At 64.2% G+C, this 23,042-nt stretch carries 22 protein-coding genes; 5 read left to right on the forward strand and 17 right to left on the reverse strand.

Annotated elements, in window-relative coordinates; all coding sequences use genetic code 11:
* Positions 1 to 225 (reverse strand): alpha/beta fold hydrolase (locus tag HBJ55_RS21100; protein WP_338072061.1); only part of this gene is annotated, 225 nt, incomplete at its 3' end.
* On the reverse strand, positions 222 to 1,037 hold the full coding sequence (locus tag HBJ55_RS21105; protein WP_167119896.1) for an alpha/beta fold hydrolase: 816 nt from the start codon (positions 1,035 to 1,037) through the stop codon (positions 222 to 224). The genes HBJ55_RS21105 and HBJ55_RS21100, both read right to left, overlap by 4 nt.
* Before the next feature lie 222 nt (positions 1,038 to 1,259).
* Between HBJ55_RS21105 and HBJ55_RS21110 the strand changes: the two genes are divergently transcribed.
* Positions 1,260 to 2,207 (forward strand): AEC family transporter, encoded by a 948-nt coding sequence (locus HBJ55_RS21110; protein ID WP_167119899.1) that lies wholly within the window; start codon positions 1,260 to 1,262, stop codon positions 2,205 to 2,207.
* On the opposite strand, the gene HBJ55_RS21115 is transcribed toward HBJ55_RS21110, so the two are convergent.
* The 9 genes from HBJ55_RS21115 to HBJ55_RS21155 form a co-directional block, all read right to left on the reverse strand.
* Complete coding sequence (locus HBJ55_RS21115; RefSeq protein WP_167119902.1) at positions 2,204 to 2,512, reverse strand: antibiotic biosynthesis monooxygenase family protein; 309 nt, start codon at positions 2,510 to 2,512, stop codon at positions 2,204 to 2,206. The two genes, HBJ55_RS21110 and HBJ55_RS21115, sit on opposite strands and share 4 nt — an antisense overlap.
* Before the next feature lie 13 nt (positions 2,513 to 2,525).
* Positions 2,526 to 2,996 (reverse strand): phosphohistidine phosphatase SixA, encoded by a 471-nt coding sequence (gene sixA / locus HBJ55_RS21120; RefSeq protein ID WP_167119939.1) that lies wholly within the window; start codon positions 2,994 to 2,996, stop codon positions 2,526 to 2,528.
* Entirely contained in the window at positions 2,996 to 4,069 is a 1,074-nt protein-coding gene (locus HBJ55_RS21125; protein WP_167119905.1) for an NAD(P)H-dependent glycerol-3-phosphate dehydrogenase, read from the reverse strand. The genes sixA and HBJ55_RS21125 overlap by 1 nt, the downstream gene beginning before the upstream one ends.
* Positions 4,070 to 4,181: 112 nt before the next feature.
* On the reverse strand, positions 4,182 to 5,624 hold the full coding sequence (locus tag HBJ55_RS21130; RefSeq protein WP_167119908.1) for an NAD(P)(+) transhydrogenase (Re/Si-specific) subunit beta: 1,443 nt from the start codon (positions 5,622 to 5,624) through the stop codon (positions 4,182 to 4,184).
* A 16-nt stretch (positions 5,625 to 5,640) separates the two neighbouring features.
* Positions 5,641 to 7,212: a Re/Si-specific NAD(P)(+) transhydrogenase subunit alpha gene (locus tag HBJ55_RS21135; protein WP_167119911.1), complete on the reverse strand. Its 1,572-nt coding sequence runs from the start codon at positions 7,210 to 7,212 to the stop codon at positions 5,641 to 5,643.
* Positions 7,213 to 7,466: 254 nt separating this feature from the next.
* On the reverse strand, positions 7,467 to 9,371 hold the full coding sequence (gene htpG, locus HBJ55_RS21140; protein ID WP_167119914.1) for a molecular chaperone HtpG: 1,905 nt from the start codon (positions 9,369 to 9,371) through the stop codon (positions 7,467 to 7,469).
* Positions 9,372 to 9,463: 92 nt separating this feature from the next.
* On the reverse strand, positions 9,464 to 9,934 hold the full coding sequence (locus tag HBJ55_RS21145; RefSeq protein WP_167119917.1) for a PaaI family thioesterase: 471 nt from the start codon (positions 9,932 to 9,934) through the stop codon (positions 9,464 to 9,466).
* Positions 9,927 to 10,421 (reverse strand): PaaI family thioesterase, encoded by a 495-nt coding sequence (locus tag HBJ55_RS21150; protein ID WP_167119920.1) that lies wholly within the window; start codon positions 10,419 to 10,421, stop codon positions 9,927 to 9,929. Before HBJ55_RS21150 ends, HBJ55_RS21145 begins: the two co-directional genes overlap by 8 nt.
* 40 nt (positions 10,422 to 10,461) lie before the next feature.
* Complete coding sequence (locus HBJ55_RS21155) at positions 10,462 to 10,800, reverse strand: YkvA family protein (protein WP_338072062.1); 339 nt, start codon at positions 10,798 to 10,800, stop codon at positions 10,462 to 10,464.
* A gap of 179 nt (positions 10,801 to 10,979) precedes the next feature.
* Between HBJ55_RS21155 and HBJ55_RS21160 the strand changes: the two genes are divergently transcribed.
* Positions 10,980 to 12,929 (forward strand): transglycosylase SLT domain-containing protein, encoded by a 1,950-nt coding sequence (locus HBJ55_RS21160; RefSeq protein ID WP_167119945.1) that lies wholly within the window; start codon positions 10,980 to 10,982, stop codon positions 12,927 to 12,929.
* Between the two features lie 13 nt (positions 12,930 to 12,942).
* Here HBJ55_RS21160 and HBJ55_RS21165 read toward each other — a convergent pair whose 3' ends face one another.
* On the reverse strand, positions 12,943 to 13,584 hold the full coding sequence (locus HBJ55_RS21165) for a LysE family translocator (RefSeq protein ID WP_167119923.1): 642 nt from the start codon (positions 13,582 to 13,584) through the stop codon (positions 12,943 to 12,945).
* A 319-nt stretch (positions 13,585 to 13,903) separates the two neighbouring features.
* Between HBJ55_RS21165 and HBJ55_RS21170 the strand changes: the two genes are divergently transcribed.
* Positions 13,904 to 14,110, forward strand: coding sequence for a cold-shock protein (locus HBJ55_RS21170; RefSeq protein ID WP_102626783.1), 207 nt, complete (start codon positions 13,904 to 13,906; stop codon positions 14,108 to 14,110).
* 125 nt (positions 14,111 to 14,235) lie between these two features.
* Here the strand turns inward: HBJ55_RS21170 and HBJ55_RS21175 are convergent, their stop codons facing one another.
* The 3 genes from HBJ55_RS21175 to HBJ55_RS21185 all read right to left on the reverse strand — a co-directional run bounded on the left by HBJ55_RS21175 (position 14,236) and on the right by HBJ55_RS21185 (position 17,651).
* Positions 14,236 to 15,003 (reverse strand): hypothetical protein, encoded by a 768-nt coding sequence (locus HBJ55_RS21175; protein ID WP_206022800.1) that lies wholly within the window; start codon positions 15,001 to 15,003, stop codon positions 14,236 to 14,238.
* 132 nt (positions 15,004 to 15,135) lie between these two features.
* Positions 15,136 to 17,043 (reverse strand): M48 family metallopeptidase, encoded by a 1,908-nt coding sequence (locus tag HBJ55_RS21180; protein ID WP_167119925.1) that lies wholly within the window; start codon positions 17,041 to 17,043, stop codon positions 15,136 to 15,138.
* Between the two features lie 11 nt (positions 17,044 to 17,054).
* Entirely contained in the window at positions 17,055 to 17,651 is a 597-nt protein-coding gene (locus tag HBJ55_RS21185; RefSeq protein ID WP_167119928.1) for a LemA family protein, read from the reverse strand.
* A gap of 106 nt (positions 17,652 to 17,757) precedes the next feature.
* Here HBJ55_RS21185 and HBJ55_RS21190 point away from each other — a divergent pair, with 106 nt between their 5' ends.
* Together HBJ55_RS21190 and HBJ55_RS21195 are read left to right on the forward strand one after the other, a co-directional pair.
* Complete coding sequence (locus HBJ55_RS21190; protein ID WP_206022801.1) at positions 17,758 to 19,356, forward strand: cation:proton antiporter family protein; 1,599 nt, start codon at positions 17,758 to 17,760, stop codon at positions 19,354 to 19,356.
* A gap of 30 nt (positions 19,357 to 19,386) precedes the next feature.
* The gene (locus tag HBJ55_RS21195) at positions 19,387 to 19,674 is read left to right on the forward strand and encodes a hypothetical protein (RefSeq protein ID WP_167119931.1); all 288 of its coding nucleotides are present in this window, start codon (positions 19,387 to 19,389) and stop codon (positions 19,672 to 19,674) included.
* A gap of 64 nt (positions 19,675 to 19,738) precedes the next feature.
* Here HBJ55_RS21195 and pepN read toward each other — a convergent pair whose 3' ends face one another.
* The gene (gene pepN / locus HBJ55_RS21200) at positions 19,739 to 22,372 is read right to left on the reverse strand and encodes an aminopeptidase N (protein WP_167119934.1); all 2,634 of its coding nucleotides are present in this window, start codon (positions 22,370 to 22,372) and stop codon (positions 19,739 to 19,741) included.
* A gap of 73 nt (positions 22,373 to 22,445) precedes the next feature.
* Positions 22,446 to 22,853: a YbaN family protein gene (locus HBJ55_RS21205; protein WP_167119936.1), complete on the reverse strand. Its 408-nt coding sequence runs from the start codon at positions 22,851 to 22,853 to the stop codon at positions 22,446 to 22,448.
* Positions 22,854 to 23,042: the final 189 nt, after the last annotated feature.

Raw genomic sequence — 23,042 nt, forward strand, 5'->3', positions numbered from 1 at the left:
CAGGGCATAGTCGCCCTCGCGGTGCTCTGAGTGCCCATGACCGGCGAAATCCAGCGCCACGATTCGCACCCCGAGCCGCTTGCAGAGCAAGGGAGCCAGGCGGGAGAAGCTGGCGGCGTTGTCCAGCCAGCCGTGCAGCGCCAGCCAGGTGGGCGCAGCCTGTTCCCCCCAGGCCAGCGCCGCCAGTCGGCCTCCGGCCAGGCTCAACGACTGCGCCGCGTTCATGTCTCGTCTCCCAACAAGTCGTCGAGCATGGCCAGCAAGGCCTTGCGGGTCTCCTCGGGATGCTCCATGGGAAACATGTGGGTGCCCGGCACCCGGGCCAGCGGAATGCCATGGGCGGCCAGGCGCCGCCGGCGCCTGGGCGTGATCAGATCGGAATCACTGCCTACCAGCACGCCGAAGGGTATGCGCAATCGGCTCGGCAAACGGGCCAGGTGGTCGGGCAGGTTGCGGAAGATCTCGGTCTCGATCTCGGGATCGTAGATCAGCTCGGCGGTGCCGTCGTCAAGCAGCCGGGTCCCGCCTTCGACATAGTCGTGCAGGGCATTGGGCGTAAAGCGCCGAAACAGACCGCGTCGGCGCAGGTGGTTGGCCATGGCCTCGCGATCGGGCCAGGACGCACGGCGCCCCTTGCTCTTGCCCGCTGGCGTGACCCGGTCGACGAAGCCGAAGCGCTTGGCCACTTTCATGCTCCAGGCATCGAGGCCCAGCATCAGTGGTGGGTCGAGCATCACCACGCAGCGAAAGCGCTGCGGTGCGTGCTCCGCGGCCATGGCCATCAGCACCCCGCCCATGGAGTGCCCTACGCCGATGACCGGCCCGTCGTCTTCGGGTACGTGTTCGAGAAGCTCATCGCGCAGCGCCAGCCAGTTGGCTCCCACCGGGTAGTCGGGATGATGCCCGAGACGATCGACAGGATGGATATCGAAGCGTTCGTGTAGCGGGGCCAACAGGCTGCGGTAGCTCAGGCCGGGGAAACCGTTGGCATGGGCAAAGATCAAGCGCGGTCGCTTTGGGGTGGCACGTTCGTTCATGACGGGGTCCAGTATCAGGTCAGGCAGGCCGCCAGTGGCGATAGCAGGCTAACGGGTTTACTCTATCTCGCCAAGTCGACCTCCGGTCCATGTCATCGCTTCTTCTGGAGTCAGCCATGCCTCACCCCTCCCGGCCCCGACGCAATACTCGCGTTCGCAACCGCCTGTTCTGGATCACCGTGACCGCTGCCATCGTCGTCGGCCTGTGGCTGGCACGCTGACATGGGATTGTACGCGCTCTTCTTCGCCACCCTGGAGATCACTCTGCCGGTATTCGCCATGGTCTTCGTTGGCCTTGGACTCAAGCGCCTGGGCTGGATCGATCAAGCCTTCATCGCTACCGCCTCGAGTCTGGTATTCAGGGGAACCATGCCGACGCTGATCTTCCTCAGCATCATCAAGGCCGACCTGGACGCCACGCTCAATCCCGCACTACTCGCCTATTTCGCCCTGGCCACCCTGGCCAGCTTCCTGCTCGCCTGGGGCTGGGCCATCCTGCGCGTGCCCCGTGCCGAGCGTGGCGTCTACGTGCAGGGCGCCTTTCGCGGCAATTGCGGCATCGTTGGCCTGGCGCTGGCCGCCGGCATGTATGGCGATTACGGGCTCTCCGCCGGTGGCTTGCTGCTCGGCGTGGTCATCCTGACCTACAACGCCTTCTCGGTCATCGTGCTGGCCACCTATCAGCAGGGCAGGCACACCGATTGGCGCAGCATCGCCAGCCACATCATGCGCAACCCACTGATCCTCTCGGTGGTAGCCGCCATTCCGGTAGCCGCACTGGAGCTGCGCCTGCCCGGCTGGCTGATGACCTCGGGACAGTACTTCGCCTCGCTGACCCTGCCACTGGCACTGATCTGCATCGGCGCCACTCTGTCGCTGGGTTCGATCAGGGCATCGGGAAGACTGGCAATGGGCGCCAGCTTGATGAAGATGATCACCCTGCCGCTCGGGGCCACACTCACCGCTTGGCTGGTCGGCTTCGAGGGGCGCGAGCTGGGCGTGCTGTTCCTGTTCTTCGCCAGCCCCACCGCGGCAGCCAGCTTCGTGATGGTCAAGGCAATGGGCGGCAATGCCGCACTCTCCGCGAACATCATCGCCCTGACCACGCTGATGGCCAGCCTGACCATTACCGTTGGCGTATTCGCCCTAAAAGTAGTGGGCTGGATTTAGCCATCGGTGCGAATGACGACTTCGAACTGCTCCAGCCCACCGCCTTCGCCAACGGCCTCCTTGGGCATCGGGTTGGCATGGGCACGCTTGAAGTCCTCGCTGCCGACCCAGGCGCGAAAGGCTTCCTGACTCTCCCACTCGGTTTCCACCACGTAGGGAGCCTGGTGCCCCACTGGACGCAGCACGCGCATGGCGACGAAGCCGGGCTGCTTGTCGATCTCGCCGGCACGGGCCCGAAAGCGAGCCTCGAAGGCCTCCTCGAAGCCCGGCTTGACGACGACGCGGTTGTTGACGATGAAGCTCATGGTGGAGTCCCTGTCAGCGGATGTCGTGAGGTGCGGTAAAGCGTAGCAGCCTGGCGCAGCCGGCTGCCCAGATCTCGCCCTCCAGTTCAGCCACTCCGGCTGTGGGATAGCCCAGCCCGTGCGAGGCCCGCCCCTCCGTCAATAGCTCGGTGAGAAGCCCCACCAGCGGCATGTGGCTCACCAGCACGATGACGTCATCGCCCGCCTGGGCGAGCAGCCAGTCGCAGACCGCGGCCGGCGAGTCGTCAGGCGTGATGATGGGCAGCACCTCGGGCTCGACGCCCAGCGCCCTGGCTACCGGCAAGGCCGTCTGGTATGCCCGCCGGTACGGGCTTGCATAAAGGCGCGCCCCTTCCAACGCCTGCTGGCCAAACCAGCCGGCCATGCGTTCGGCCTCGGCCTGTCCGCGTGCAGTCAGCTCGCGTTCGCTGTCGGGGTGGCCCGGAGAAGCCTCGCCATGGCGCATGATGTAAAGCCGGCCCATCACGGCTTGCCCTCGCCCGCCTCGACCCGCCGATGGGCCTGCTTGACGTCCTCGCGAGGTAGCACGAACTCCACGTCACTGCTCTGCTCGCCGCGCATCAGCATGCGCGCCATCTCACGTGCCGGCACGCCCTCGAACAGTACCTGGTAGAGCCCTTCGGCCAGCGGCATGTAGACGCCCTCTTTGCGCGCCTTGTCGCGTACCAGACGTATCGTGTTGACCCCCTCGGCGACCTGACCCAGTGTCTCGACCGCTTCGTCGAGCCTCTTGCCCTGGCCCAGGGCGTAGCCGACTCGATAGTTGCGTGACAGCTGCGAGGAGCAGGTCACGATCAGGTCGCCCACCCCGGCCAGCCCCAGGAAGGTCATGGGGTTGGCCCCCAGGCTGACGGCAAAGCGCCCCATCTCGGCCAGTGCCCGGGTCATCAGCATGCTACGGGTGTTCTCGCCCATACCCAGCGCCGCGGCCATGCCGGCGGCGATGGCATAGATGTTCTTGAGCGCCCCGCCCAGCTCGACCCCGTAGCGGTCGTTGCTGGCATACACGCGGAAGTAATCGCAGCCTAGTGCCTGCTGCACCCGAGTGCGGGTCAATGCATCGTCACTGGCTACCACGGTGGCGGTGAGCTGCTTTTGTGCGATCTCGGTGGCCAGGTTGGGCCCCGAGATCACGCCGACGTGGGTAAAGCCCGTCTCCTCCTCGAGGATCTGGCTCATCAGCTTGAAGCCCTCCTCCTGGATCCCCTTGGTGGTACTCACCAGGATCTGGTCCGGGTTGAGCCAGGGGCGCGCCTGGCGCACCACCTCACGAAAGGCCTGGGAGGGAATCGCCACCAGTACCAGGTCGGCCCCGGTGAGCACCGCCTGCATGTCGCTCGAAGCGCGCACCGCCGGGTTGATGGCGTAGTCCGGCAGGTAGCGCGGGTTGCGGTGCTCACGGTTGATCTGAGCCGCCAGCTCGGGATCGCGCAGCCACTGGCACACCCGGGCACCATTGTCGGCGGCGATGCTGGCAAGCGCAGTGCCGAAGCTGCCGCCGCCCAATACTGCTACCCGCATGGGTTCGTCTGACATGTCTGCCCCGCGAATCGGTCGGTGAACAGGAGAACTGTCGAGAGTGTAACGAAAAATGCCCCCTTCCGGGGGCATCATGACATTGCTCAGCGGGACGGATGTCCGCCACGCATCAGTCGATCTGCGACAGCAGCGAGTCGATGCTGGACCGGGCATCGCCGTAGAACATGCGCGTATTCTCCTTGAAGAACAGCGGGTTCTCGATACCCGAGTAGCCGGTGCCCTGACCGCGCTTGCAGACGAACACCTGCTTGGACTCCCATACCTTGAGTACCGGCATGCCGGCGATGGGGCTGTTGGGATCATCCTGGGCGGCAGGATTGACGATGTCGTTGGAGCCGATGACGATCACCACGTCGGTACTGGCGAAGTCATCGTTGATCTCGTCCATCTCCAGCACGATGTCGTAAGGTACCCTGGCCTCGGCCAGCAGCACGTTCATGTGCCCGGGCAGACGACCCGCCACCGGGTGAATACCGAAGCGCACCTGCTTGCCTGCGGCTCGCAGCTTGCGCACCAGCTCGCTCACCGCGTTCTGGGCCTGCGCCACGGCCATGCCGTAGCCCGGCACGATGATCACGCTGTCGGCATCGTTGAGCGCACTCGCTACGCCGCCAGCGTCGATTGCCACCTGCTCGCCCTCGATCTCGGCCGCCGGCCCCTGGCTGCCACCGAAGCCACCCAGGATGACGTTGACGAAGTTGCGGTTCATCGCCTTGCACATGATGTACGACAGGATGGCACCGGATGAACCCACCAGGGCGCCGGTGACGATCAACAGGTCGTTGGAGAGCGTGAAGCCGATGGCTGCCGCCGCCCAGCCCGAATAGCTGTTGAGCATCGATACCACCACCGGCATGTCGGCGCCGCCAATACCCATGATCAGGTGATAACCGATGAAGAAGGCCAGCGCGGCGATCAGCAGCAGCGTCCAGAAACCGGCACCGTTGAGGTAGAGGATGGCCAGCAGCAGCGACAATGCCGCGGCGCCGGCGTTGAGCAGGTGCCCGCCGGGCAGCTGCTTCGGCTTGCCGTCCACCTTGCCGGCCAGCTTGCCGAAGGCGATCACCGAACCGGTGAAGGTCACCGCGCCGATAAACACGCCCAGCACCACCTCGACCTGCAGGAACATCAGCTCGTCCGGCGCCTTGGTGGCCACCAGGGCGGCGAAGGCCGAGAACTGCTCGGTGCCTGCATCGAGTGCCCGGGCCGCCAGCACACGGCGGCGCTCGAGGTCCGCGCTCCAGGCCACGAACACCGCCGCCAGGCCGACGAAGCTATGCAGTGCCGCCACCAGCTGCGGCATTTCGGTCATGTCGACCTTCTTGGCCACGTAGGCGCCGGCCACCGCGCCGATGATCATCATCGGGATCATCAGCCAGTAGGCGCCGATACCCGGCCCGAAGGCGGTGAAGAAGACCGCCACGGCCATGCCGACGATGCCGTACCACACCGCCCGCTTGGCCTTCTCCTGGTTGCTCAATCCCCCCAGCGAGAGGATGAAAAGCACGCTTGCCGCAATCGCCGCGGCAGACACGAATCCTTGACTCAGCATGTGTTGTCTCCGCCGCTTACGATTTCTGGAACATGGCGAGCATCCGGCGTGTCACCAGGAAGCCGCCCACGATATTGATGGTGGCGATCAGCACCGAGATGGCCGCCATCAGCACGACCAACCAGTTCCCCGAACCGATCTGAAGAACCGCCCCGAGGATGATGATCCCCGAGATGGCATTGGTCACCGCCATCAGCGGCGTGTGCAGCGAATGGCTGACGTTCCAGATCACCTGAAAACCGACGAAGCAGGCCAGCACGAAGACGATGAAGTGCTGCATGAAGGAGGCGGGCGCCACCTGGCCGAGCAACAGCATCAGCAGGCCCCCGGCGCCCAGCAGTGTCGCCTGACGCTTGGTCTGGGCCTTGAAGGCGGCGTGTTCTGCGGCCCGCTTCTCTTCGGGGGTGGGCTCCTTCTCCTTGGGTTTGGGCTTCGCCGCGGCGATCGCCTTCACCTTGGGTGGCGGCGGCGGGAAGGTAATCTCGCCCTGGTGGGTCACCGTGGCGCCGCGGATGACGTCGTCCTCCATGTCATGGACGATTACGCCGTCCTTCTCCGGGGTGAGGTCGGTGAGCATATGGCGGATGTTGGTGGAATAGAGCAGCGAGGCCTGCGTCGCCATGCGCGAGGGGAAATCGGTGTAGCCGACCACGACCACACCATTGTCGGTAACGACTCGCTCGTCGGGGCGCGTCAGGTCGCAGTTGCCGCCCTTCTCGGCGGCTAGGTCGATGATCACCGAACCGGGCTTCATCGCCTTGACCATGTCCTCGAGCCACAGCTTGGGCGCCGGACGCCCCGGGATCAGAGCGGTAGTGATGACGATATCGATGTCAGGAGCCTGCTCGCGGAACAGGGCCAGTTGCTTCTCGCGAAACTCGGGGCTGGAAGGTGCAGCGTAACCGCCAGTGCCGGAACCGTCCTGGCTATCCTCGAAGTCGAGAAACAGGAACTCGGCGCCCATGGATTCGATCTGCTCGGCCACCTCTGGGCGCACGTCGAAGGCACGCACCACGGCCCCCAGGCTGGTCGCAGTGCCGATGGCGGCAAGGCCAGCCACGCCGGCGCCTATCACCAGCACCTTGGCCGGCGGTACCTTGCCGGCGGCCGTCACCTGGCCGGTGAAGAAGCGGCCGAAGTTGTTGCCCGCCTCGATCACCGCGCGATAGCCGGCGATGTTGGCCATGGACGAAAGCGCGTCCATCTTCTGCGCGCGCGAGATCCTCGGCACCATGTCCATGGCAATGACGGTCGCGCCCTTGGCCCGGCATTTTTCCAGCAGCGCCTCGTTCTGGGCCGGCCAGAAGAAGGCAATCAGGGGCTGCCCCTCGCGTAGCCGCTCGGCTTCCTCGTCGCTGGGCTCACGCACCTTGATTACGATCTCGGCTTGTTGCCAGAGCGCTTCGGCGTTCTCCACCACTGTGACGCCGGCCGTGCGATAGGCGTCGTCATCGAAGCCGGCAGCGATGCCGGCCCCGGATTCAATCAAACATTCGTGTCCAAGCTTATGGATGAACTGCGCACTGTCAGGGGTCAGCGCGACGCGCGCTTCACCTTTGGCGAGCTCCTTGGGTGCACCAATCTTCACGTTGGATCTCCCTTGTGATTATAGAAACGTCGAATAGGGCAAACAGCTATTCATACCTGACCATGCCGCAATGCACAACCGCTGCGCAACCAATGGGCGATACATGAATGTAGCACTATCCGGCTGAAATTACGGAAAAAACCCAAGGGTGACGTTGACGTCAAGAGCTGACACAGAGGCGCGTATGGATACGAACAGGCCGCCCGTAGGCGGCCTGATAAGAGGTAGGGTATGGCCTGGAGCGGAGCCGAGGCTCAGGCCGTCAACAGGGCGTTGAGGCGACGCACATAGGCGGCCGGGTCGTCGAGGTGTCCACCTTCGGCGATGATCGCCTGGTCGAGCAGCACCCGGGCCAGGTCGTCGAAGCGCTCACTCTCAGCGGCTTCGAGCCGCTCCACCAGCGCATGCGTCGGGTTGAGCTCGAGGATCGGCTTGACCTCAGGCATCTTCTGCCCGGCAGCTTCCATGATGCGACGCATCTGGTAGCCCATCTCGTGCTCGGGCAACACCACGCAGGCCGGCGAGTCGGTCAAGCGATGGGTCACCTTGACCTCCTGCACTGAGTCACCCAAGGCCTCCTTGACTCGCTTGACCAGGTCCTCCTTGGCCTTGGCGGTCTCTTCCTGAGCCTTCTTCTCCTCTTCGCCCTCGATCTCGCCAAGGTCGAGGTCACCCTTGGCCACGTCGACGAACCCTTTGCCCTCGAATTCGTGCAGATGGCTCATCAGCCACTCGTCGATACGGTCGTGCAGCAGCAGCACCTCGATGCCCTTCTTGCGGAAGATCTCCAGGTGCGGACTCGATTTCGCCGCATTGAAGCCGTCGGCGACGATGTAGTAGATCTTCTCCTGCCCTTCCTGCATGCGCGAGACGTAGTCGGCCAGCGACTGGTCCTGGGTGGTGCTGTCGGTATGCGTGGAGGAGAAGCGCAAGAGAGCTGCGATCTTGTCACGATTGGCGAAATCTTCGGCGGGGCCCTCCTTGAGTACGCTCCCGAAGGTGTTCCAGAAGGTCTGGTAGGCCTCCTTGTCCTTGGTCAGCTTCTTGAGCATGTCCAGCGCACGCTTGGTCAGCGCACCCTTGATCTTCTCGACCTTGGGGTCCTGCTGCAGCAGCTCGCGAGAGACATTGAGCGACAGCTCTCGGGTATCGAGCACACCCTTGATGAAGCGCAGGTAGAGCGGCAGGAACTGCTCGGCGTCGTCCATGATGAAGACGCGCTGGACGTAGAGCTTGACGCCCCGCGATCCGTCACGCTCATAGAGGTCGAACGGCGCACGCCCCGGCACGTAGAGCAGGCTGGTGTACTCTAGCTTGCCCTCGACCTTGTTGTGGCTCCAGGTCAGCGGATCGCTGAAGTCGTGGGCCACGTGCTTGTAGAAGGCCTTGTACTCGTCATCGGAAATCTCGCTCTTGGGCCGCACCCATAGCGCCGTGGCCTCGTTGACGGTCTCCCAGGTAGTGACCTCGCTACCCTCGATCTCGTTGCCCTCGTCGTCCTTGGCCGTCTCGACCTTGGGCATGCGCACCGGCACCTCGATATGGTCGGAGTACTTGCGCACCAGGCTCCTCAGGCGGAAGTCGTCGGCGAACTCCTTGGCGTCTTTCTTGAGGTGCAGGACGATCTCGGTACCGTGCAGGTCACGCTCCAGGTCGGCGACGGTGAACTCGCCCTCGCCCTTCGAACGCCACTCGACGCCTTCGGCCTTGTCCGTGCCCGCCTTGCGCGTGCGCACCGTGACCTCGTCGGCGACGATGAAGCTGGAGTAGAAGCCCACCCCGAATTGGCCGATCAGGCGTGCGTCCTTCTGCTGCTCGCCGGAGAGCTGCTTGAGGAACTCCGCGGTACCGCTGCGCGCGATGGTGCCGAGGTTCTGGATCACCTCGTCGCGGTCCATGCCGATACCATTGTCGCGCACGGTGACGGTGCCGGCCTTCTCGTCGTGCTCGATCTCGATGCGCAGCTCGCTGTCGCCTTCGTAGAGCGCATCGTTGTCGAGCGCGGCATAGCGCAGCTTGTCGCAGGCGTCGGCGGCATTGGAGATCAACTCGCGCAGGAATATCTCCCGGTTGGAATACAGCGAGTGGATCATCAGGTGCAGCAGTTGCTTCACCTCGGTCTGGAAGCCGAGGGTTTCCTCGTGAGCGGTCGTGGACATGGATCGGTTACCTCATGGCTTGAACTCACGGCGCCGCGTGGCGCGTCGCCGTTTCAGAACTGTTCAGCGATATGGGGTCCGACTTTGGATTTTCAAGCGTCGTTCGGCTCCAGCGCACCCAATACCAGGTGCAGACGGGCCGTGGCCACCGGTTGATCCTCCGACTCCTGCCAGGCGGTGACCTGGACGTTGGCCAGGCGCCGCCCCTCGCGCAGCAGTCGGCAGCGGGCATGGGTGGGAACCACCCGGGCCGTGCGCAGGTAGTCGATGGAGAAGTCGACGATACGCGGCAGTCGCGGCTCGCGCGCCGACAGCATCAGGTCGAGAGTACCGGCGGTTTCCATGAAGGCCGCCACCACGCCGCCGTGCAGCGCCGGCAGCAGGATGTTGCCGACGTTGTGCTCGCGCGGTTCGAGATGAAAGACCAGGCCGTCGCCGGCGCCGTCCGGAGATGCCGACACTCCGATGTGACGGGCATAGGGGAGCCGCTCGAGCCAGGCGGCGACATCCCCTTCGGCGCGGGTCCGGGCCAGCCAGGCCACGTCGTGAAAACCTTCAGGCATGATCGAGCTCCCCGAACAACGCCTCGGCAAAACCCACGGGCGTATTACGCTCCCCGAGACGCACGAAGTTGCCGATACCACGGGCGATAGGTCGGCCCGGTTCCTGCCACAACGTCCCCTCGGTGAACACCATGGCATTCGTTACACGCAGCACACGGGCCTCGGCCATGATCGGCTGGCCCGCCACCGCCGGTCGGTAGTGGTCGACGCGCAGGTCGAGCGTCGGGCAGACCTCAGGCGACGGCAACCCGCACAGCACCGCCGAGCCGCATACGGTATCCAGCAGCATGGTCAACACACCGCCGTGCACCAGGCCGCGGCCGGTATCGCCCAGCAGCTCGTCGCGCCAGGGCAAACGCATGGTCACCTCAGGCGGATCGACGGACAGGACTTCGAGCCCCAGCTCCCGGGTATGGGGGATCACTGTCACGAAACGCGCCAAGGCGGTTCGCCACTTGCCGGCAGAAGTAGGGGGGACGTCGGGCATTGCGAGGCCTCACTGAGGTCCAAGGAATCAAACGATCGTATCAAAGTTGGCCTTCGTCGTCCCCCTTCCCTTCAACGGGCTCTCCCCGCCAGGTACGGTAGCCATCCAGGCTGCGGTCGACCCGAGTCAGCAACCAACCGACGATCACCAGATCATCGAAGACACCGATCAGCAGAAGCCAGTCGGGAATCAGGTCCAACGGCGAGACGAGATAGGCCAACGCCGCCAGCATCCAGCCGAAGGCCGACCATGGCGGTGGCCGGTAGCGGCCTTTCACTACGTCTTGGCACATGGGCACGAACAGCTTCAGGGCACGCACCATTCGGCCCAGTATCCGCGAACGGCGGCGCAGCCGACCCACGATATTCCAGGGTTTCACTCTGTCCCTATCCTCGTTGCTTGGTCACAGCCAATAGCACCTTTCACCATAGGTGTTCCCCGGCACGACGCCTACCTCGCAGTTCCTCTGGATTGGTGCGACACTATCTCGTCGTGCCAACCGGCCACCACGTCGCCCACGCCGCCAGCGAACTGAACGAGGTAGTTACCATGTCGCCGATGCTCCCCTTCAGGCAGTGCCTGCGGCGCTGCCGCTTCCTGGTCGCCACTTCCCTTCTCTGCCTGCCGCTGGTCGGGCAGGCCAATGACGTCGCCATGCGCGAAGCGCTCGAAGCCGCGCGCAATCACGAGTGGCAGCGAATCGACCAGGCCGCCATCGACGGCCATGTGCTGGAAGGCTACGTGGAGTATCACCGTCTGCGCAGCCGTCTGCCCCAGGCCGAGCCGGGCCAGATCCTGGAGTTCATCGAACGCCATCAGGGGGCACCCGTCGCCGACTGGATGCGCGGCCAGGCGATCAGCCGCTATGGCGCCGCCGGGCGCTACGGCAGCCTGCTGGCCGTGGCCGACGGCGAGCCCAGCGGCACGGAGCGTCAATGCTACTACTACACGGCTCTGCTCGGCAGTGATCCCCAGGCGGCCGCCGAAGGCGGCCGTACCCTCTGGCGTGTGGGCCGCTCGCAGCCATCGGCCTGCGACACCCTCTTCGACCATCTGCGTGCCAACGGCGAGATCAGCGAGTTGGATATCTGGGAGCGCATGATGCTGGCCTGGGAGCAGGGCGAAACCGGCCTGGTCAGCTACCTGGGGCGGCAACTCGGCAGCCGCTGGCAGGAAGCTCTCGATGCCGTGGATCGGCTGCAGCGAAGCTATGCCGATATTACTCAGGTACCCACCTGCATCGGCCCCGAATGCCGCGGCAGTGGAGCGCTGTTCGTCGCCGCCATGCATGGCTTCATCCGTGCCGATACCGAAGCCGCCATGGAAGCGTGGCGCAAGATCGCCGCGCACCTGCCGATCGAGGAGGATCATCGCCACCTCATCGAGGAGGACCTCGCCTTCTATTCGCTGGTGCGCAACATAGAGCACAACATGGGCTGGGTCGACGAGGCTCTGCCGAGAATCGGCACCGCCCGCGTGCTCGAACTGCGCATTCGTCATGCATTGGCGGACCGTGACTGGAACGATGTCCTTCGCTGGGTCGAACTGTTACCCGAAGATGTCGCCGACGACAGCCGTTGGCAGTACTGGAAGGCTCGCGCCCACGAACAGTTGGGTGACCAGGAACGGGCCGAGGTGGCCTACGCACGCGCCGCTCAGGAGCGCGACTTCTTCGGTTTCGCCGCCGCCGATCGCATCGGCCGGCCCTACTCGCTGAACCTGGAGCGCAGCACATTCAACGAAAGTTTCCGCGATCAGGTAGACCAGTGGCCGACTGTGCAGCGCACCGAGGCGCTGCTGCGCATCGGCGAAGAGGGCCTGGCCAATAGCGAGTGGCTGCATGCGGCGGCCACCGCCTCGCCGCGCGAAGTCAGGGCACTGGCCGATTACGCCGCTCGCCGCGGCTGGCACGCGCGACTGGTACAGACCACCATCGCCGCCCAGCTCTGGGATGCGCTGGATTGGCGCTTCCCCGAGGCCTACCGCGAGCATTTCCAGCACTGGGGCCAGCAGACCGGCGTGGACCCTTACTTGCTGATGGGCATCGCCCGCCGCGAGAGCGCCTACAACCTGGAGGCACTGTCGCCGGCCGGTGCCCGAGGTTTGATGCAGCTGATGCCGGGCACCGCATCCCTGCTCAGCCGCCAACTCGGCATCAGCGACCCCGGGCCCTACGGCGTACTAGATCCCGAGCTCAACATCCGTCTGGGCAGCACTTACATACGTGACATGACCGACCGCTACCGGGGCAACCGCCTGGCGGCGGCGGCGGCCTACAATGCCGGCCCCGGCCGGGTGGATCGTTGGCTGCGTGATGCTCCCGAGGAGTTCGACCTGTTCGTCGAATCGATTCCCTTCCGCGAGACCCGCGACTACGTTCAGGCGGTGCTTTCCTACCGGGTGATCTTCGAGAGCCTGGCCAACGGCGGCAGCAGCGAAGGCGTGGCGATGCTCAGCCAGGCGGAGAAGACGGTACGCTACGACGCCTCCCTGCTCGCTCGCAACTGAGGCATCCTTCATGTCAGGCTGGCTGGCGTTCCAGCGCCAATCTGACGCCGAACAGGATCAGCACCGCCCCGGTCACTCCATTCAGCGCGCGGGCGAATAGTTGGCTGGCCAGCCAACGCCCCGCGCTACCCACCATGAGCACGATGGCAATCTGCCACAGGTTGGCAATCACGAAGTGCACCCCGGCAAGCCATAGCGACTTGAGCAGCGCCGGGTCGGCCGGTGCGATGAACTGGGGCAGGAAGGCCATGTAGAAGACCACCGTCTTGGGATTGAGTACATTGGAAAGCAATCCTTCCCGCAGCGGCTTCCAGGCCGGTACGGGTTGGCGCTCCCGCTGCATCGCTTGTAACGGCAGAGCGCCTCCGCGTCGCGCGGCAACCAAGCCATTGATGCCCAGCCATATCAGGTAAGCCGCTCCCGCCAGCTTGAGCGCGCTGAAGGCCCAGGCCGACTGCAGCAGGATCAGCGAAATGCCCAGCGCCGATATCGTGGCATGCACGAACAGGCCACAGCAGATCGCCAGGCTGGTGAGCACACCGTCGCGTACCCCGCCACGCGCGGTGTTGCGAATGACCAGCAGGGTATCGACCCCCGGGCTCATCGACAGCAGGGTGATGGCGATCAGAAAAGGCCAGAATTGTGCGTCCAGCATGGCGGGGCTCCGGGTTGGGAATGGGGGCGACTGGCCAAGCTAGATCATCGTCAAGTTTGGCTGCACGTCATACGAAGTATTGCCAATTTAAGGCAACGGATTCGCTGGACGCTCGGAATTTTTCTATCTACAGTGGATTGAGCGGATGGCATGGGTGGAGTGTGCGTCCGCTGCGTTGGCCTGCAAGTGGAAAGTCGTCCCGTCGTATGTCGAACCCTCGATACACCCGAAGCGCACTTTTCGTCTCTTGCCTACGCACTTCGGGCCCGGCCTAGCCGAGTGCCCAGCACGATCAATCTGTAAGTAAGGAAAATCGACAATGGCAACTGGCACTGTCAAGTGGTTCAACGATACCAAGGGCTACGGCTTCATCTCTCCGGACGACGGCGGTGATGACCTGTTCGCGCACTTCTCCGAGATTCAGGCTGAAGGCTTCAAGACCCTGCAGGACGGTCAGAAGGTGACCTTCGAAGTCACCCAGGGTAAGAAAGGCCTTCAGGCCTCCAACATCCGGCTCGCCAACTGAGGTAACGCCTCGGCAAGCCCGGCGCCTGGCCGTGAGAAAATGGCCGGGCAGTCAGACGAAAGGTCCACTCCTTGGAGTGGGCCTTTTTCGTATTCCCTTTGACATACCCAGGCCAGCATGTGAATTCAGTCTTCAGGATCGGGGTCGCCCTGGGAGCGGCTCTCGGGCTGGGCCGTCGCCTCGGTGTTTGACTCGGCTTCCGGCCCGGACTCGATCTTAGGAAGATCGCGTCCAGGCTCGCTCCGTTCCGCCTCCTTGAACTGCTCGTCGAGCTCGCGCTGCGCCTCCTCGAAGCGTCGCTCAGTTTCTTCGAGCCAGGCATCGACGTCGGATTGGGTGACTTCTCCGGTTCGCTCCGCCTCTCGCTCAATGGTCGAGGAAACGCCACCCTGTTCCTCCTCCATGGGCTCGAGTGTCGGCTCGGAATCGCTGCCTCCCTCCATGGGCTCGAGGGCGGGATTGCTGCGCTCCACTTCCTCGAACTGCTGATCGATCTGACGCTGCGCTTCCTCGAAGCGACGCTCGGTATCTTCGATGATCGCATCTACATCGGAACGGGTAGGCTCCCCAGGGAGCGCACCGCCCTCTTCCAGCGCATCGGCCGGGGATTCGCCCAGCGTCTCGCTGTCGGCATCGACTTCCTCGTTCTCTTCAGGTGATACAGCGTTTTCCGATTCGGCGGGCACCGATTCGCTCTCGGCCGATTCCTCCTGTTCCTCCGCAGGAGGCGGGGTCGATGGCTCATCTTCGGAAGGCTCGCTCGCTGGCGCCGTCTCGGCCGCGGGCTCGTCGCCTTGGGATGGCGCGGTCGGCTCATCGTCGTCGCCACAGCCTGCCAGCATAAGGGCAAGGGTCAAGGCCGCAGCGGCCGGAATCCAGGGTGTCTTGGCCATCGGTTTTCTCCCATCCATATGAGACCCGCAAAGGGGCCCTATTCCAGCAGAGCCCGACGGACGCTGCAAGCCGCCGGCTCCTGCGCCTCTAGGGAGTTGGACAGCAGCGAGCGAGATCGATCCGCGCGCGTATCAATCCATGGCGCTCAGCGGCAGCGGGCAGTCAAGCGACCAAGCCACGGCCCGCAGAAGTTCGGCTTCGCGTGGACAGACCCGACCGTCGTGAGAAACGCAGCTCGCCATGGCCCCGATCAGCCTGATCCGCTCGTCATCGCTCAGTTGACGACAACGCGCCAGGGCCCAATCGAGCTCCTGAAGCGTTGCCGGCTGGGGCAGCAATGTCATGCTCAGGCCCAGCGTATCGGCCGCTTCGCGGAATGCTTCCGCGGCCCGTGCCTGCTCATCGTTACCTGCCAGCGCCAGACTCGACAGCAGGCGTGCCACTGCATCCTCGATTCGTACCAGCGATTGCCGACTCCCTCGATGATGCGTCGCTCCCTCGCTACCGACGACGACCAGGCGGTGCAAGGCCCACTGGAGGGCGCCAGGTTCGTCTTCGGCCGCCATCAGTCGCTCGAGGCAATCGCGAAAACGCGCGTACTGGGCCACCGAAAGCTGCCGCAACAAGGGCAGGCACAGCTCGATCAGCGCCAGCCGCTGCCCCGGCTGCACCCCGGCGAGCGGCTGATCGAGGCGCTCCAGCTCCGCCAGTACGTCCGGCAGGGCGGCTTCGATCAGGACCTCGCGCTGGCGTGCTCGGCTAACCGGTTCGGCTCCCATGAGGATGCCGTAGATCACGGCGCGGGCCGCATAGGATTCATGAGCAGCCTCGAGCAGCACGGGGTCGATGCCGGCCAGCGCTCCCCGCGCCTGCTCCATGTCCTGTTCGCGCGGCTCGCCGATCCGATGCACCAGCGTCGCAGTGGTCGGCATGAGCGTGCCAGCGTCCTGGGCGGTCGCCTGGGGCGGCCGTAATTGCGCTCGCTCATCGCCCGAGCCGGCTGCGGCAATGGTCTCCCGCATAGCGTGCGGCTCGGGCAGGCTGCCGTCCCATTCGGGCTCGAGGCGCCGAATGCGGGTCGGCAGCGGCGGATGAGTGGCGGTGAGCCCGCGCAGACCAGGCAAGCCGCGGCTGAAATAGAGGTGACTGAACTCCTCGGCGCGGGTCGCGCGCAGCTCGGAGCCCTGCGCTGCTACGCGCTTCAAGGCATCGGCCAGGCCGGCCGGGTTGCGGGTGTACTGTACCGCACTGGCATCTGCCAGGAACTCGCGCTGACGACTCACCGCCGCCTTGATCAGGTTGCCGCACAGGGTACCAACGAAGCCCACCAGCATCAGCGCAAGCCCGGCCCCCAGCAGCACCGCATGGCCATTGCCTCGGCGAGAGCCTCGTACCACGCGACGGGTCGCCATGCCTCTCAGCAGCATGCGCCCGACGAGGCCGATCACCAGAATGCCGTACAGCAGGGCGATCAAGCGCATGTTGAGGCGCATGTCGCCATGCAGGACATGACTGAACTCGTGGGCGATCACGCCCTGCAACTCATCGCGCGCAAGCGTCTGGATGGCACCCCGGGTCACGCCGATAACTGCGTCCTGGGGCGTGTGGCCTGCGGCGAAGGCGTTGATGCCGGGCTCGTCGAGCAGGTAGACCGCCGGCACTGGCAGCCCCGCGGCAATGGCCATCTCCTCGACCACGTTCAGCAGGCGACGCTCATCGGCATTGCGCGTATCGCCGTTGATGGGTCGGCCTCCCAGCGCCTCCGCTACCGCTGACCCGCCGGCGCGAAGCTGCAGGTGACGAACCAGGCTGCCGCTGCCGACCACCAGCAGCACGCCCAGGGCGACGCTGCCGAGCAGTAGCGGATCGAGCGCCTGGGCCAGGGGGTCGGCGGCCGACTGACCGCCATCGAGCAGCACCATGGCCAGCGCCACCACCGCAACGGCCGCAACCACCATGCCGATTACCGCCACAATCAGCAGCAGGACCAGCCAGGCGGTGAGGCGCCTGGCGCGCTCTTGGGCACCGAAGAAATCCATGACCGTATGCGTCAGAAGCGAACGCTGGGCGCGGCTTGGATCTCGGCGCTATCGTCGAACTCCAGCAGCGCCGCATCTTCGCTATGACCCAGCGGCCCCGCCAGCAGCACCGGCGGGAAGCTCTGCTTGTAGGTGTTGTACTGCATGACCGCATCATTGAAGGCCTGGCGGGCGAAGGCGACACGGTTCTCGGTGCTGGTGAGGGTCTCGGAGAGCTGGCGCATGTTGTCTGAAGCCTTCAGGTCCGGATAGGCCTCCATCACCACGTTGAGTCGTCCCAGAGCGGCACCCAGCACCCCTTCGGCACCAGCCAGCTCGGCCATGGCGCCGGGCTCGCCCGGCCGGGCGGCAGCCGACTGCAGCCCGGCCAGGGCAGCGTTGCGCGCCTCGGTCACCGCAGTCAGCGTGTCGCGCTCGTGAGCCATGTAGGCCTTGGCGGTCTCCACCAGGTTGGGGATCAGGTCATAGCGCCTTTTGAGCTGCACCTCGATCTGGGCGAAAGCATTCTGATAGCGGTTCTTCAGGGCCACCAAGCGGTTGTAGATGCTGACGCCATAGACAACCAGCAGGGCCAGCACCACCAGTAGCACGATTGTCGTGACTTGCATGTTATCTCCTCAATAGCCGGCCCTTGGCAATGACGTCGCCAGTGCCATTTGCACAGCAAACTTTTACACTCAGCTCTCGGATACATTATCAGAACATTGGGGACAGATGATCGACGCCGCCTACATCGTTGCCGCTCTCCTCGGTGGCGTGACTGCCCTGGCCGTACGCCTGCCGCCACTCGTCGGATTCCTGGCGGCCGGCTTCGCCCTCAACATGCTGGGCTATGAGTCGACGCCGCTGCTTACCACGATTGCGGATGTCGGCGTGACTCTGCTGCTATTCAGCATCGGGCTGAAGCTCAACGTTCGCCACCTGCTCAAGGGCGAAGTATGGGGCAGCGCCTCGCTACACATGATAGGGTCCAGCCTGCTCTTCCTGCTCGTTCTCGGCACGCTCAAATGGCTGGGGCTGGAGCAATTGATGAACACGGGCTGGTCCACCTTGCTGCTGCTGGGCTTTGCCCTCTCTTTTTCCAGCACGGTCTTCGTGGTAAAGGTTCTCGAAAAGCGCAGCGAGACTCAGTCGGCCCATGGTCGCCTGGCGATCGGGGTGCTGATCATGCAGGATGTCTTCGCTGTGGTTTTCATTTCGGCCTCATCCGGCGAGCTGCCAAGCCCCTGGGCCATTGGACTGGTACTGCTGATACCACTGGCGCCGCTGCTACGTCAGATACTGGATCGCTTCGGGCACGGCGAGATGCAGATGCTGTTCGGCATGTTCCTGGCCCTGGTGCTGGGTTACGGCCTGTTCGAACTGGTCGGCCTCAAGGGCGACCTCGGCGCCCTGGTCGTCGGCCTGCTGTTGGCACCACATCCCGCCGCTGGCAACCTTTCCCGCTCCATGTTCAACCTGAAGGAACTGCTGCTTGTGGGCTTCTTCCTGAGCATCGGTTTCACTAGTACACCGACTTGGGGGATGCTGGGCCTGGCCATGCTGCTGGTACTTGCATTGCCACTGAAGAGCCTGCTCTACCAAGTGGTCTTCATGGCATTCCCGCTGCGACACCGCACCTCGCTGCTGGCCACCCTGACGCTCACCAACTATTCCGAGTTCGGCCTGATCGTGGGCGCCCTGGCGGTCGCCACGGGCTGGCTGGCACAGGAGTGGCTGGTCGTGCTGTCGCTGGCGGTAGCCCTGAGCTTCGCTTTTTCCGCCGTGCTCAATACCGTCAGCGAGGGTGCCTATCGCCGTTTGGAGGCGCTGCTTCCCGCCAGGCAGGAACAAGCGCTGTCGACCCGTGAACGGCCGATCGAGATCGGCGACGCCCAGGCGGTCGTGCTTGGCATGGGGAGAATCGGTCGCAGCGTCTACCGGCGGCTGCGCAAACACTATGACCTGAGGGTGCTGGGCATCGACAGCAATCCGAAGACCGTCACCGACCTGGGCGAGCGCGGTTTCAATCTGCTCGAGGGGGATGCACTGGATTCGGATTTCTGGGATAAGTTGCTGATGTCGGGCGACGTGCAAATGGTCATCCTGGCCATGCCGCACCATTCGGGTAACCTCTTCGCACTACAACAGCTGCGCAACCGGCAGTTCCCTGGCCGTATTACTGCAGTCGTCGAGTATCCCGAGGAGATCGAACCGATACGCGAACTGGGGGCCAATGCGGTCTTCCATGTCTATGACGAGGCGGGGAAAGCCCTGGCAGACAGCGCTGCCGAAACCGCAGGAGTCGCGCCCGTGGCGCAGCAGATGGGCTGAGACGAGCCCCATTCATACGAGAGAGCGCATATGCAGGACTTCTTCACCTGGCTGGGTCGCACCCTGGGCGAGATCATTCGCTTCGTGGTCGACCTGCTGGTTCACTTCTTTAATAACCTGGGTGCTTCCGCCCGCGGCTTTTTCGATGGCCTGGCAGCGTCGCTGGGTATCTCCCCTTCGCTGGTCAGCCTGGCGGTACTGCTGCTCGGCCTGTGGCTGCTCTACCTCGCGCTGCGCGCCCTGCTGCGCCGACGCCTCGTCGCCACCCTGATCTGGGCGTTGCTGGGGGTGACGGTGCTGAGCTGGCTCATCTACTAATCCCAGCCCGAAACAGTGTGCCGCCTTGAAAGGCGGCACTTTCCTATTAGGAATTGCCCTTTCCTCAGGCGAGGGCTTTTTCGATCACCTCATAGACGTTCGGCGAGAGCTTCTCGGCGCGGATGCGTTCGAGCTCACCCTTCATCAGTTCCTGGCGCGATTCATCGAAGCGCTGCCAGCGGGTCAGCGGCGTCACCAGGCGTGCGGCAATTTCAGGGTTGAGCCGGTTGAGCTCGATCACCACATCGGCCAGTAGCCGGTAGCCCTCGCCGTCGGCGCGATGGAAGTTGATCCGGTTCTGGTTGGCGAAGGTGCCGATCAGCGCGCGCACCTTGTTGGGATTCTTCAACGAGAACGCCGGGTGTGCCATCAGGTGCTTGACCCGATCCAGCGCGTCCGCCTGTGGCCGGGTGACCTGGATGGCGAACCACTGGTCCATCACCAGAGAGTCGTGGGCCCACTTCTCGCCGAAGGCGCGCAGCGCGGGTCGCGCCAAGTCGTCGCGGCTGCTGTGGGTCAGCAGCGTCAGCGCATGGCGAACGTCGGTCATGTTGTGGTCGGCCTCGAACTGCTGGCGAGCGAGTTCGATGGCCTGCTCATCCTCGATCGCCATCAGGTAGGAGAGCGCCACGTTCTTGAGGCTGCGCCGGCCGATCTGGTCGGGTTCGGGCGCGTAGGGCTCATCGCTGCGATTCTCCTCGTAGAGGCGCAGGAAATCGTCGCGCAGGGTCACGGCCAGCGACTGCTTGACGAAATCTCGCGCGGCATGGATCGCCTCGACGTCCACCAGCGGCTGCTGTTCTGCGATGTAAGCCTCAGAGGGCAGGGTCAGCATTTCGGCCAGCACCGCCTTGTCGTCGCTGCTGCGTTCCAACAGGGCACGGAAGGCCTCGATCACGCGGGTGTCCATGACTTTCTCGACGCCATTGCGATGCGCAGCGATCAGATCGTCCAGCGCCAGCATGGCCAGTCGCTGGCCGGCATCCCAACGGTTGAAGCCATCGGAGTCGTTGGCCAACAGGAAGGCCAGGTCCTCGCGGCTGTAGGGGAAGCGCAGCTGGACCGGTGCCGAGAAGCCACGCAACAGCGAAGGCACCGGCGCCTCACTGAGGTCGGTGAAGACGAAGGTCTGCTCCGTCTCGCGCAGATGGATCACCCCATCGCTATCGAGCGACTCCCCATCCAGCGTTAAGGGCAGGTCGCGCCCCGACTTGGTACCCACCAGGCCCATGCGCACGGGAATGTGCAGCGGCTGCTTCTCGGGCTGCCCAGGCGTTGCAGGCGTACGCTGCCGCAGGGTCAGGTGGTACTCGGCGTTGGCATAGTCATATTCGCCGTAGGCGTCGATCTCCGGGGTGCCGGCCTGGGAATACCACAGCATGAACTGGGAGAGATCCTGCCCCGATGCCTCGGCCATGCAGGCAACGAAATCTTCGATGGTCACTGCTTGGCCGTCGAAGCGCTCGAAATAGAGATCGCTGCCACGCCGGAAGGCCTCCCAGCCCACCAGGTTGCACAGCATGCGCACCACTTCGGCACCCTTCTCGTAGATGGTCAGGGTGTAGAAGTTGCCGATCTCGATGTAGTGGTCGGGGCGTACCGGGTGCGCAGTGGGCCCGGCATCCTCGGCGAACTGGGCGGTGCGGAAGAAGGCCACGTCCTCGATGCGCTTGACCGGCGCCGAATTGACGTCGGCGGAGAAACACTGGTCGCGGAATACGGTGAAACCCTCCTTGAGGGAGAGCTGGAACCAGTCGCGGCAGGTCACTCGGTTGCCCGACCAATTATGGAAATACTCGTGGGCAACGATGCCCTCGACCCGCTGAAAGGTAGCGTCGGTGGCGGTATGCGGATGGGTCAGCACCGCCGCGGAGTTGAAGATGTTGAGCCCCTTGTTCTCCATGGCGCCCATATTGAAGTCGTTGACCGCCACGATCATGAACAGGTCGAGGTCGTACTCGCGACCATAGGTCTCCTCGTCCCACTGCATTGCACGCTTGAGCGAAGCCATGGCGTGGTCGGTCTTGCCCAGGTTCTCCTCTTCGACCCAGATCTGCAGCGCGACCTGGCGCCCACTCATGGTGGTGAAACGATCCTCGACCTTCTGCAGGTCACCGGCCACCAGGGCGAATAGGTAGCTGGGCTTGGGAAACGGATCGTTCCAGGTGACGAAATGGCGGCCACCCGGCAGTTCGCCCCGCTCCACCGGGTTGCCGTTGGAGAGCAATACCGGCAGGCTCGCCCTGTCGCCGATCACCGTGGTGGAGAAGGTCGCCATGACGTCCGGACGGTCCGGATAGTAGGTGATGCGGCGAAACCCTTCGGCCTCGCACTGGGTGCAGTACATGCCGTTGGAAAGATAGAGGCCTTCCAGCGCCGTGTTCTCGCTGGGTGCGATCTCGACTTCCGTGTCCAGACGAAACTGCCTGGGCGGGCTGTGCACGCTCAGCCCGGCATCGCTGAGCGTGTATTCGTCATCGGCAAGCACCTGGCCATCGATGGCGATGCGCTTGAGAAGCAACTGCTCGCCATCGAGCTCGAGGGCCTCATCGCCCGAACTTTGCGGGTGACGCTCCAGTTGCAGGCTCGCCTTGACCTTGGTCGCGGCGGGGTCCAGTTCGAAAGTCAGCTCGACATGGGTCACACGGTAGGCGGGCGGCCGGTAATCGTGACGATGGGTCGGCTTGGGTTCAGACATCGGGGAAGACTCCTGTCCATGATCGATGCCCATTGTACGGTTGGCGACTCCTCAACCTCAAAGGCACCTGGTGCTAACGTCGCACCAGTCGAGCCGCAGAACCTACCCTCACCCTGCCGGGCTCGGGACGTGTGGCGATCCAAAGCCCCAGCAGAACGAGTCCGGCCACCAGCAGGAGCTTCAGCCATACCAGGCTGAGGGTCACAACGAGCACCACGACCGACAACACCAGCATGCAGCCGGCAAGCCATTTGGCATGGCGCGGTATGGCGCGTTCGCCCTCCCAGGCCACCACGGTCGGGCCGAAGCGCGGGTGCTCGCGGATCCACAGGGCAAAGCGCGGCGAGCCCCGTGATGCCGCCCACACGGCCAGGAGCATGAAGCAGGTCGTCGGCATCAAGGGGACAAAGACGCCCACGACACCGAGCGCGAAGCTGATCCAGGCCAAGGCAATGTAAACGGCGCGACGAAGCGAGTGCATGCAAAAAGCTCCCATCCAGGCTTTCCTGCTGCTTTCATTGAAGCCTATCTCGCCTGCGCAGGCCAATCGGCCATGCCTATGGCGCCATTAGAAAAAGAAAAGCCCGCCCGAATGAACTGACCCCCAATAGTTGGACGGTTCATTCAGCGGCCCCAAGGCCTGGGCTCTGTACTCTACAGGGCTCAGGCC

Origin of the sequence: Billgrantia bachuensis (genome assembly GCF_011742165.1) — a bacterium.
In the GTDB taxonomy this organism is placed as follows: domain Bacteria; phylum Pseudomonadota; class Gammaproteobacteria; order Pseudomonadales; family Halomonadaceae; genus Halomonas; species Halomonas bachuensis.